Source organism: Citrobacter sp. L55 (genome assembly GCF_002850715.1).
In the GTDB taxonomy this organism is placed as follows: domain Bacteria; phylum Pseudomonadota; class Gammaproteobacteria; order Enterobacterales; family Enterobacteriaceae; genus Citrobacter; species Citrobacter braakii.
On sequence record NZ_KZ559418.1, the window covers coordinates 63,187 to 74,293 of the forward strand.

Annotated in this window: 11 protein-coding genes and 4 pseudogenes; 10 read left to right on the top strand and 5 right to left on the bottom strand. The window is 50.1% G+C overall.

Translation table 11 applies throughout. The features are described from left to right. Positions 1–74: 74 nt before the first annotated feature. The gene (gene arsH / locus B9P82_RS24820; protein ID WP_016156832.1) at positions 75–773 is read left to right on the top strand and encodes an arsenical resistance protein ArsH; all 699 of its coding nucleotides are present in this window, start codon (positions 75–77) and stop codon (positions 771–773) included. A 58-nt stretch (positions 774–831) separates the two neighbouring features. On the opposite strand, the pseudogene B9P82_RS28735 reads toward arsH, so the two are convergent. Further along, positions 832–966: pseudogene (locus tag B9P82_RS28735) on the bottom strand (IS30 family transposase); the annotation flags it as partial. 131 nt (positions 967–1,097) lie between these two features. On the opposite strand from B9P82_RS28735, the gene B9P82_RS29150 reads away from it, so the two are divergent. Next, a complete protein-coding gene (locus B9P82_RS29150; protein ID WP_162835200.1) occupies positions 1,098–1,268 on the top strand; it encodes a YnfU family zinc-binding protein in 171 nt (56 codons plus the stop codon). A 393-nt stretch (positions 1,269–1,661) separates the two neighbouring features. On the opposite strand, the gene cspA is transcribed toward B9P82_RS29150, so the two are convergent. Next, positions 1,662–1,877, bottom strand: a complete 216-nt coding sequence (gene cspA, locus B9P82_RS24825; protein ID WP_016153470.1) for an RNA chaperone/antiterminator CspA — start codon at positions 1,875–1,877, stop codon at positions 1,662–1,664. A 297-nt stretch (positions 1,878–2,174) separates the two neighbouring features. On the opposite strand from cspA, the pseudogene cspF reads away from it, so the two are divergent. Further along, positions 2,175–2,386: pseudogene (gene cspF / locus B9P82_RS24830) on the top strand (cold shock-like protein CspF). 572 nt (positions 2,387–2,958) lie between these two features. On the opposite strand, the gene B9P82_RS24835 reads toward cspF, so the two are convergent. After that, positions 2,959–3,207 carry an Ogr/Delta-like zinc finger protein gene (locus B9P82_RS24835; protein WP_039268386.1) on the bottom strand — a complete coding sequence of 83 codons (249 nt, stop codon included), beginning with the start codon at positions 3,205–3,207 and terminating at the stop codon, positions 2,959–2,961. 45 nt (positions 3,208–3,252) lie between these two features. Beyond that, positions 3,253–4,407 carry a contractile injection system protein, VgrG/Pvc8 family gene (locus B9P82_RS24840; protein ID WP_101701144.1) on the bottom strand — a complete coding sequence of 385 codons (1,155 nt, stop codon included), beginning with the start codon at positions 4,405–4,407 and terminating at the stop codon, positions 3,253–3,255. Positions 4,408–4,558: 151 nt separating this feature from the next. Between B9P82_RS24840 and B9P82_RS24845 the strand changes: the two genes are divergently transcribed. Genes B9P82_RS24845 through B9P82_RS24870 form a run of 6 tightly spaced genes read left to right on the top strand, consistent with a single transcriptional unit; the run spans position 4,559 to position 10,215 of the window. Continuing rightward, a complete protein-coding gene (locus B9P82_RS24845) occupies positions 4,559–5,740 on the top strand; it encodes a phage tail sheath subtilisin-like domain-containing protein (protein WP_008500387.1) in 1,182 nt (393 codons plus the stop codon). Beyond that, entirely contained in the window at positions 5,741–6,256 is a 516-nt protein-coding gene (locus B9P82_RS24850; protein ID WP_101701145.1) for a phage major tail tube protein, read from the top strand. Positions 6,257–6,309: 53 nt separating this feature from the next. After that, positions 6,310–6,609, top strand: coding sequence for a phage tail assembly protein (locus B9P82_RS24855; RefSeq protein ID WP_101701146.1), 300 nt, complete (start codon positions 6,310–6,312; stop codon positions 6,607–6,609). Between the two features lie 20 nt (positions 6,610–6,629). Continuing rightward, positions 6,630–6,782 (top strand): GpE family phage tail protein, encoded by a 153-nt coding sequence (locus B9P82_RS29305; RefSeq protein ID WP_256387635.1) that lies wholly within the window; start codon positions 6,630–6,632, stop codon positions 6,780–6,782. Beyond that, entirely contained in the window at positions 6,772–9,717 is a 2,946-nt protein-coding gene (locus B9P82_RS24865) for a phage tail tape measure protein (RefSeq protein WP_101701147.1), read from the top strand. Before B9P82_RS29305 ends, B9P82_RS24865 begins: the two co-directional genes overlap by 11 nt. A 9-nt stretch (positions 9,718–9,726) precedes the next feature. Further along, positions 9,727–10,215, top strand: a complete 489-nt coding sequence (locus B9P82_RS24870) for a phage tail protein (protein WP_024142417.1) — start codon at positions 9,727–9,729, stop codon at positions 10,213–10,215. 7 nt (positions 10,216–10,222) lie between these two features. On the opposite strand, the pseudogene B9P82_RS24875 reads toward B9P82_RS24870, so the two are convergent. Further along, positions 10,223–10,790 (bottom strand): annotated as a pseudogene (locus B9P82_RS24875) (recombinase family protein). Positions 10,791–10,904: 114 nt separating this feature from the next. Between B9P82_RS24875 and B9P82_RS24880 the strand changes: the two are divergent. Then, positions 10,905–11,107: pseudogene (locus tag B9P82_RS24880) on the top strand (tail fiber protein); the annotation flags it as partial.

Here is an 11,107-nt window from a genome sequence, read left to right on the forward strand (position 1 = left end):
TCCCTTTAGAATACATATATGATAAATCATATGTGTTGAATTTGAAATCACAGAACCTCCTGGAGGAGTAAAAAATGGAACACTTTCCTGCACTGAATGCTGATTGCTTCGATCAGCAGATTGCTGAACGCCTGCAGCTCCAGGAGCCGCCACGCATACTGATCCTGTATGGCTCGGTAAGAGAGCGTTCTTACAGTCGTTTTGCCGCAGAAGAAGCAGGACGCCTGCTGACGGCGATGGGAGCGGAAGTAAGACTGTTTAATCCCTCAGGTTTACCCCTGCCGGATGATGCCCCAGATACGCACCCAAAAGTCACCGAGCTGCGCGAGCTGGTCAGATGGTGTGATGGGATGGTGTGGAGTTCCCCGGAGCGGCATGGGGCAATGAGTGCGGTGATGAAGGCACAGATCGACTGGATACCCTTAAGCGAAGGGGCCGTTCGCCCTTCACAGGGAAAAACACTGGCGGTGATGCAGGTCTGCGGCGGGTCTCAATCTTTTAACGCCGTGAACCAGATGCGTATCCTTGGGCGCTGGATGAGGATGTTCACGATCCCTAACCAGTCCTCAATAGCCAAAGCCTGGCAAGAATTCGATGAGAACGGGCGAATGAAACCTTCGTCCTGGTATGATCGTATCGTCGATGTCGCCGAGGAGTTGTTTAAAATCACGCTGCTGCTCAAGGGGCAAACCGATTACCTTGCCGATCGCTACAGCGAACGAAAAGAGAGCCATCAGGAGCTTTCATCTCGCGTCAATCAGGCCAAAATATAACGGCCTTTTTTACTGAGCTCAAAAACGTCCGCTTTTTGCTGGGCGTTCAACCGCTGGATGCAACAATGTTAATTCTTTGTTGGCTGCGAACCGATAAGCCAGCTCCTTTTGGAAAATACTGTCTGAGCAATCTTTTCGTATTTTCATTAGAACCACGCAGCCAGGGAGATTGAGGATTACAGAAATAAATTTGGGAAGCCGCCCTTATCATCAGGCTCTTTGCGATACCTTTTCTTTATATTTACATATCCAAAACATCATAAAGTTAAGATTTTTTGGACGAATTAGGGTATGGTTGAAGTTCATCCACTCAAGGAAAAGCCTATGTCAGAACGTAAAGACTCTAAATCACGCCGCAACTATCTTGTCAAATGCACCTGCCCAAACTGTACCCAACAATCTGAACACAGTTTTTCAAGAGTACAAAAAGGTTCTCTTTTAATCTGTCCTCATTGCAATAAAGTATTCCAGACAAACCAAAAAGAAGCAGCCTGAATCCGTTTTAGACTCTATTTCTGGAACAGAATCACCACATCTGTATTTTAAGATTTATCAAGCTACAGATAATAGAAAACCCGCTGGCTGCGGGTTTAGTATTTTCATATTTAAAAAATAAAAATTATGGTGATATCTGGGAAAAGCTATCCCCTTGCGTACGTTGCCGTGCAAAGCAAGCGGTTAGACTTTTCGTGCAGCGAACCTACACGTACTCACAATGGTCAGCATACTTTCTCATGCAAAAGAGAGATGAAATATGCTGACCGTTGCCCTGAATGCCGGATCAGTAACATTTCATCTCTACTGACCCAACAATACATCCATTGCTTCTGTCAGTATGTCTACTCAGGCTTTAGCCTTCTTCGTTATCGCATACAGACAATAAAGGATTTACTCTGTAATAACTACATTGCCAGCAACCGGACCTTTAGTACCATTCTCAATGGAGTATGAGACTTTTTGCCCTTCAAACAAGGTGCGGAAATTATCGCTCTGGATAGCAGAAAAATGTACAAATAAATCTTTACTACCGTCAACAGGAGAAATAAAACCGAATCCCTTATCGGCATTAAACCATTTTACTAAACCATTCATCTTTTTTGACATTTTGTATTCCTTAATTTGGCCTTCCGGCGAACATGGTTTTATTACAGAAACTACTTAGTGCTTAGTGGGGAGACTCAAAGAAGGGATAAATATAAAACACCTGAAATGAGAACTGCTTTAGTAAACTACTTTGTATTTTGTCTGTTCTTCAAACCGACGCGACCATTAACGCACGGGCGTATATAATAATCAATGTTTATTTTAGCTATCCAGATCTCACGATTGCTGAAAAATATTTCTGGCATTATCCAGGGGTATGTGTATAGTGCAACACGTTATTAGCTTTAAGGAATTTTTTTGTCTCGTAAAATGACAGGAATTGTCAAAGCCTTTGACTGCAAGAGCGGTAAAGGCCTTATCTCCCCCTCCGATGGTCGCAAAGATGTACAGCTTCACATTTCAGCCTTAAGTCTCCGTGACTCAGAAGTACTCATCCCCGGATTACGCGTTGAGTTTGTCGAATAAATGGTCTTCGAGGCCCCTCGGCTGCGAACGTTTATCTCTCATGACCTGTAGCCGCCCCTCCTGACTTGGAATCATAAAAGAGAATTTCAAAACAGGGAGAGTTTCATATGTATCAGAAAATCTATCTCAACGACTGGCTGACAGGCCTTAAGAGCTCATGCTGCACGCTGATAGTGACTCTGCTTGTTTTCATCTAACCTGTTAGTTCACCGCATACTGATGGTGCAAATAGACCGGTAAGAGTTGCAATAGCGTTGGCGTATCTGTGTTGCGCCCGTCAGGGTGATATGCTTGCGTTACACCCCAAATGCCTGTGATGCACAAAGGATGAAAGCCAGGGGATTTCTGATCTTGAAGGTTCGCTGAGCGAGAAGCGGGAAATTTCAGGCACAAAAAAACCACCCGTAGGTGGTTTCACGACACTGCTTATTGCTTTGATTATTCTATTCTTTCCCATGGTACCCGGAGTGGGACTTGAACCCACACAGCGCGAACGCCGAGGGATTTTAAAAACTATTAGAGAGTCTTATAAAACATAAGCTTATGATAAATAAGACTCTCTTTGCTGGTAATCGCTGATAATCACAGGTAATGGTTTGATTTTTGCTGCCACTATTTAGAGGGCCAAATTAAGCTGATTCCTCCCATAGTGCGAAGCAGGGAAAGCATCGGATGGGATGAAATCAGCCGGTAACTTTTCGCGGGGCGCGCGTTTGGTTACAAGCTTCTCAACGCTGTTGAGCGTAGTAAACGTAATACTGCATTCGAAATTCTGGCACTGGTGATAATGCCGGACTGTCATTTCACTAAGAGGGCGACTGGTGCGCGTACGGGCGACGGCACCACAAACAGGACACTTAAACATAATGGCCTCCCATGGCGGGAGTTGAACTCGCTCATATTATGGCCGCTATGATTCGGTTTCTGCAATCCATTCAGGTATTTTTGCTTCCAACTCCAGCCGCGTTTTAAACCCACTATCGTCAATAGTGTGGCTTGCCTTCGCAATTATCCAGTCCTGGCCGTCAATGACGTCTTTGAACTCCGTTACCGTTCCGTGCATCTCCGGATACAGATCCGCGCGCCCGTAAGCCAGGGTTAAAGAGAACTCAGCAGCTCCGCGCTGGAGTTGTTGCCATTTTGCAGCTGCTGCACGTTGTGCGGCCATCTCACTGCTGTACGTCGTACGGAGTACAAAAACGTTACCATCTTCACCGGCAATATAGTCCCCTTCCCGGCTGCTGCTACGCGGCTTTTTGTCTGCGGTTTTCTTCCGCTTTTTAACAGTAACCTTTTTCTTTTTCCCGAAATCCAGATCAAGCCAGTACGCCTGCACGCCAGTGTATGCGTCGCGATCTGCAATCCGGAAAGAATGGCGATCTCCGCTGTTGCGCGTGATGGAAAATTCCGGCAACGCTCTGCCGTTTGCGTTGACACCGCCACCAGGCAGGATGAAGAGCAGGTAACCATTTTTCACAGTTGCAATAGCGCCCAGCATTTCCGCCATGCGCGTCAGAAACGACATATCGCTTTCCTGCGTCTGATCTGCATGATCGATCTCGGCGGACATCAGTTGCTCTGAGATGAGAGGTTTTAACTTGTATCTGTGAGCTATAGCAGAGACGATGCGCTCTACTGTAACGTCATGCCACGACACCTCCCGCTTAACGTTAAATTCATCGCGAAAATCTGCACTTCTGGCCGTGATCTCGATACGGTCCGGCGGCCCTGAGTGCGCAATTTCATCCACGATGAAAATCCCTTTGTGTACCAGTTTTTCTCCCTGCCAGCCTATCGCTACCGATAACTCAGCGCCACGTGGCGGTAACTCAATATCTCCCTGGCTGTCATCAACAGTGATAGTCAGTTCATCAGCATTAAAGCCCCTGTTATCTGTTAATTCTAACGAGATCAGTTTCTCATCCAGCATGATCAGCCCCTTGCCGCCAAGCGTTACGTTAAACGCTGGCACACGTGACAAGTCGCCAGGATAATTTTTGAATTTCTCAGCACCCGCATTCAGCAGGCTTTTTGCGCTCTCTATTGCGTCAGTTGTCAGTGCCATCGCTTTCTCCTCCCGCAAATATTTCCATGCGCGCGCGATAGGACAAACAGCCTTTTGTTGTCGCCTTCCTGCGACATCCATCTCAACGTGTCTACCGCCCGGAATTCAGCGAATATCACCATGAACTCACTAAACATGATGGCGGTAGAGTATGACCGACAACTTTTTCCACGGGGCGCGCACCAAAGAAAACACCGACCTCCAGACCGCGATCAATGACATTGATTCAACGGTCATTGGTCTGGTTGCGGTGGCCGATGATGCCGATCCCCTCACCTTTCCACTTGATACGCCAGTCCTGATCACTCGCGTGATTAGCGTGCTGGGTAAGGCGGGCAAAACAGGCTCACTGTATAAATCTCTCAAGGCTATTTCCGACCAGGTCAGCACGCGTGTAATTGTTGTTCGTGTCGCTGAAGCAAAGGAAGGAGAAAATGCCAAAACGCAATCCCAGCTCATTATCGGTGGCACACAGGCTGACGGAAGCTATACCGGGATGTTTGCCCTGCTGACCGCAGAGCAGAAAACCGGTTATCGCCCTCGCATCCTCGGCATTCCGATGTACGACACGCAGGAAGTAACCGCACAGCTGCGCGTAATTGCGAAACAGCTGCGTGCATTCTCTTACAGCTACTGTGATGGCTGCGAGACTATTGCCGAAGCAAAAACCTACCGCGAGCAGTTCGCCGAGCGTGAAGGGATGATGATTTGGCCCAACTTCATCGCCTTCAACCCGCAGACTGGCGTTAATGAAGAATTCCCGGCTGTTGCCTATGCGCTTGGCCTGCGGGCACTGATTGATAATGAGCAGGGCTGGCACAAGTCACTTTCTAACGTTGCGGTGAAAAACGTCCTGGGTATCTCCAAAGACGTGTTCTGGGCGTTACAGGCGGAGGACTCCGACGCTAACGAGCTGAACGCTAACGAGATTACCACGCTGATCAAACGCGATGGTTTCCGGTTCTGGGGTAACCGTACCACCGACACCGAAGAATATATTTTCGAGGTGTTTACCCGGACGGCTCAAATTCTTGCGGACAGCATTGCGGAAGCACAATTCACCACCGTGGATAAACCGCTTACCCCGGCTAACGTCAAAGACGTTGTAAGCGGGATCAATGCCAAGCTTCAGGCGCTGGTCACTGCTGGCAAACTGATTGGTGCGGCATGTTGGTTTGATATTGTCGATAACCCGACCACCGGTATTCGCCAGGGTAAAGCGGTTGTTCGCTACAACTACAGCCCCGTGCCACCGCTGGAAAACTTGACGCTGATCCAGACGTTTACCGATCAGTATTACGAACCAGCCTTTGCATCGCTGGGAGGTGCATAAATGGCTATTCCGAAGAAACTCCGCCTGTTCACGATGTTTGTCGATGGCGACAACTACATCGGGAAGATCCCCAGCGTCACGCTCCCGAAAATTACCCGTAAAACGGAAGATTACCAGGGTGGCGGGATGCTTGGCTCCGCTGCTGTTGACCTCGGCCTTGATTCAGGCGCACTGGATGCATCAATGGTTGTTGGCGGCATGGTCGAGGAGCTGATCCTGAAATGGGGTGGGGATATTGACGAACTACGCACGCGCTTTGTCGGTGAGATCTACAGCGGCGGTACAAGCTCCCTGCTTGAAGTCGAGATGCGCGGACGTATCACCGAAGTCGACCAGGGCGAAGCCAAGCAGGGTGATGACACCAGCCATACTTATGCGCTCAAAAATACGTATTACAAGCTGTCCGTGGATGACAAGCCTTTGCTGGAAATCGACCTGCTGAACTTCATCTACAAGCGCAACGGCAAGAGTCTCTACGCGGATCGCATTGCATCCGCGCTGGGCCTCGGACAGTAACCTTTTTTAACCACTACCAATGGCGGCCAGTCTGGCCGCCCGGAGAAATAATAATGTCAGTAACTCTCAGCCAACCCATTAAACGCGGTGATCAGGAAATCAAATCCGTCGCAATCACCGACACGATCAAACAGGCTGGCTCACTGCGTGGGCTGCGTCTGGTTGATGTTCTCAACTTCGACTATGACGCGGTATCAACCCTGCTGACTCGCGTCACCACCCCTCAACTGACATCCGCTGACATTTCCTCAATGGCGACCGGCGACTTTACGGCACTGTGTGAAGAAATCACACCTTTTTTGACGAAAGCGGCGCCGTCCGCACCGGGCGAGGCGGCGGCGGCGAGCAAGTAAGAGAGGCAGTATTCAGCGATGTGGACGATCTGATCGCTGACATCGCTGTGATATTTCACTGGCCGCCCTCCGAAATGCACAGCATGGAGTTGCGCGAGCTGATGGCCTGGCGCGAACGGGCGGCTGTCAGAAGCGGTAACCATGATAAGGAGGATGACGACGATGGATCTTAGTATTCGCGTTGCGTTCAGTGCAATTGACAAACTCACCCGCCCGGTCAGTGCCGCCAGTAAAGCTATTGGCGGCCTTTCTGACTCCCTCAAAAAAACACAGTCTTCCATCAAAGACCTGGAAAAAAGCGCAACATCATTTGATAAGTTGCGCTCGCAAGCCAATGACACTGCGCAGAAGCTGAAAAGCACCCAGAGGGCCTTTGACGGTCTAAACCAGAAACAACGTGAAGGCGGCCAGCTTACTGAAGCCCAGACGGCACGGCTTGAGTCACTTCGCACCAAACTTTCCCGACTGACAGAAACCTACGGCAGGCAGACAACACAGCTACGAACAGCAGCACAGGCAGTACGACAGCACGGCGTTAACCTCACCTCCGGCAGCGGTGCCATCCAAAGCGCAATCAGGCGAACCGAGCAATATAACCAGGCCCTTGAGCGCGAGCGACGCCAGCTGGCTGCAACTCAAAAAGCCCAGGCCAGGTACGAGCGAGCAAAAGAAACGGCGGGTAAGCTTCGCGGCGCGGGCATGGGGATGATGCTTGGTACTGCGGCAGCAGGTTACTCTGGCGGCCGTTTTTTGGCGCCAGCCCTCAGTTTCGATAAGGAAATGTCCCGCGTTCAAGCACTGACTCGTATTGATAAAAAATCATCCGAGTTTACTGCCCTGAGAGAACAGGCTAAAAAACTCGGTGCCGAAACAGCATTTACCACCACTGATGCGGCGCGAGGACAGTCTTTTCTCGCGATGGCTGGGTTTACTCCAGACTCCATCCGCGCTGCTCTACCCGGGGTTCTCGATATGGCTTTGGCCGGTGATCTTGACCTAGGCGAGACAGCGGATATTGGTACCAATATCCTTTCACAGTTTGCCCTTGACGCATCGCAAATGGATCGCGTCAGTGATGTTTTAACCGGTGCATTTACACGTACTAACACTAACCTGCGTGAACTTGGCGAGACCATGAAATATACCGGACCAGTGGCGCAGGCTCTGGGACTCACTCTGGAAGAAACAGCAACCCTCACGGGAGCACTGGCGCGGATGGGGATAAAAGGTGGTGACGCTGGTACTGCACTACGCCGTAGCCTTTCCCGCTTGGCATCTCCCCCAAAAGCTGCACAGAAAGCGTTGCAAGAACTTGGAGTGGAAGTAACTGACTCAACGGGCGAAATGAGAAAACCTTTTGAGTTATTGCTTGATATGCAGCAAAAGCTGTCAAAGTTCAAAGCACCACAGCAAATAGGATTTTTGAAAGCCATCGCAGGGGAAGAGGGTTTTGTCGGTCTTCAGGCGATCATCAATGGCGCAGGTGATGGCTATCTTCGGGATCTTTATGATGGGATCTCAAAAGCTCACGGGAATGGTGAAGCCCAAAGCACAGCAAAAAAAATGATGGACAACCTGACTGGCGATCTTATGGAGCTAGACAGCGCATGGGAAGGCTTCCGCATTGCAGTCAATGATACTGTAGACGGAACATTCAGGAGGCTTACTCAGGGTCTTACTTCTGTCATCACAGGAGTAATGCAATGGGTTGACAGAAATCCTGAGTTAACTAAATCACTTGTTCTTGTTGGTGGTAGCGCCTTAGTACTGACTGCGGCGCTCGGTAGTATTTCATTGGTGATCGGGTTGTTGATTGGGCCTCTAGCTAAACTCCAGTTAGGGTTTACCCTTCTGACAGGTGGTCGAGGACTTCTCGGCACGATAGCAGCTTTTCGCACTCTCGGCACTGTCGCGGGACCAGCCATGGCTAATGTCAGAGGATGGTCAGTCGTACTGTCAGGAATCACACCTAACCTGGGAAGAATTGCAGCTATTCTCCCTGCGGTTCGCGCTGGTCTGCTTACTGCATTCCTGTCTCCTGGCGTACTTTTGGGTCCGCTGACAAAAAATATTGGTATGTTGTTGCTGCGTCTTACTGGCTTGCCAGCAATCTGGGGCATGATCACCGGTGCGGTATCTGTTCTTGGTGGGGCTTTATCTTTTTTGCTGAGCCCTATCGGCCTGATTGGCGCCGCATTTGTCGCTGCGGGATTGCTAATCTGGCGATACTGGGAACCAATTAAAGCGTTTTTCGCTGGTCTGTTCACCGGGATTATGCAGGCTATTTCCCCTCTCAGGGATACCTTTGCAACCTTCTCCCCTGTCTTTGAATCAATAAGCAATGGAGTTAAATCCGTCTGGGAGTGGTTCACAAACCTTTTATCGCCGGTACAGGCCAGTAAGGAGGCGCTTGATAAATGCACTAGCGCCGGGCAGATCTTCGGTAGCGTTCTCGGTGGGGCAATTAATCTCGTCCTGACTCCAGCCAGGATGCTGCTTGATGCTCTGGGTTGGATACTTGAAAAACTTGGCGTTTTACCCGATGAGGCTGAGAGAGCGCGAAAGAAAATTGAGGACGCGCAACGATCTGCCCTCCTTCAGGATAAGGTTGCTTTCCTTGCCGGTGATATGGCTAAAGTTGCTCCCAAAAAAGCAGAGTCCCCTGTTACTACTGGTGCCCCCGCAGCAGCCTCGCCTCTATCTGGCAATACCAGCACACAACGACGCCTGCAAAGTATCGCAGACAATACAAAAGCAACTGCTGACAACACCAAGAAAGTCGGGCCCGGTGACATTATTTTCAAGAACCTGCCTCGAGCTCTGGCTTTGCGTGGCGCATATCAGGAAGCGCGTGTCATACCGCAATCAGTACCTCGAGTGGCAACGCCCGCAGCTGGCGGCATTATTTCCGCGACAGCCGCCACACAGGCCCCGGTATCAGCTCCCGTTACCGCTCCGACCGGCGGCGCCCCAATTTTTAACATTATCTTTAACGATGTTGGTAAACGCACGGATCAGGAGCTGGAAAGAATGATGCGCAATGTTGTGCGTGATGCGATGGCCAGCACCGGCAGAATTAACCGTGGTTCTTTCCGCGACAGAGAATAGGTGACGATTATGATGATGGTTTTTGGAATGTTCGTTTTTATGCTGCGCACCACCCCTTACCAGCAACTCCAGCACTCGCAGGAGTGGAGGCACGTAAAAAACGAGCGGGTTAACCAGTCAGCCGGTTGGCAGTACATTGGCGCTGGTGATGACAATATAACGCTGTCAGGCGTCCTTTACCCAGAAATCACCGGTGGAAATCTCTCGCTGTCAGCCCTTGAAACCGTCGGCTACGCGGGGCGCCCATGGCCGCTTATTGAGGGTACGGGACGTATTTATGGTATGTACGTTTTAACACGTCTGGAGCGGGGCAAGTCCGAGTTCGACCGATTTGGGAATCCAAAAAAAATCGAATTTACCCTCAGTCTGAGCCGTGTCGATGCGGATTACAGGGAGAAGCTGCAAAGCTCGACCGTCAGCGATGCCCTTGCTGGGTTAAAGACGAGTGCAAATAATGCGATAAACCAAGTGAAAGACTCGCTCAACGGTCTGTTTTAATAATGCCTTAAGCCCCTTCATGTTCCCTTCTTGTTGAAGGGAACTTTTTATAAAGTGTCGATATTCCGACATCAAAAATAATAGCCACCCGCTGTCGTTTCTCCCCTGCGGCGATCAGTCTTCCCGCCTGTTCCCATTGCTGCTCTGTCAGTTTTGGTCGCCTCCCTCCTATCCTTCCTTCTGCACGAGCTGCAACCAAACCGGCGCGGGTGCGCTCAACGATTAACTCTCTCCATTTCTGCCAGCGCCCCCATGACGTGAAAGAAAAAACGCCCCATAGGTGTTGAGGTATCAATGCTGTCTGTCAGGCTGCGGAAGTTAACACCGCGATTGCGTAGCTCTTCGATCATGGTCACCAGGTGGCGCATGCTCCGCCCGAGACGATCAAGCTTCCAGACAACCAGCGTATCCCCCTTCGATAAGGTTCGTAATAAACGCTTAAGCCCCGGCCTTTCCGCTTTTGTGCCGCTTATTTTGTCTTCAAATATTTGTTCACATCCTGCGCTTTCCAGCGCATTTCTTTGCAGCGCGGTGTTCTGGTCATTTGTTGACACCCTTACATAGCCGATCAGCATAAAAATCCCCTTTATTTAGATGCCATAGTCCCTCGCATTGTATCGAGCATCGTCATTTCTGGCTGTACTGCAGGTAAGGTACCACACCGCCAGAAGTAACCATGTCTTCCGGAAAACGTTGGTCTGGGAGAAGGCTCTATGCTCCCGGTTGGGACTCCAATTCCCTGGCCGCTGGCAACACCGCCGACCGGCTTTCTGAAAATGAACGGTGCAACATTTGATAAGGTTGCAAACCCTAAGCTTGCCCTTGCGTACCCGTCCGGAGTCTTGCCCGACTTACGTGCGCAAACTATTCGTGGCTGGGATGATGGAAGGGG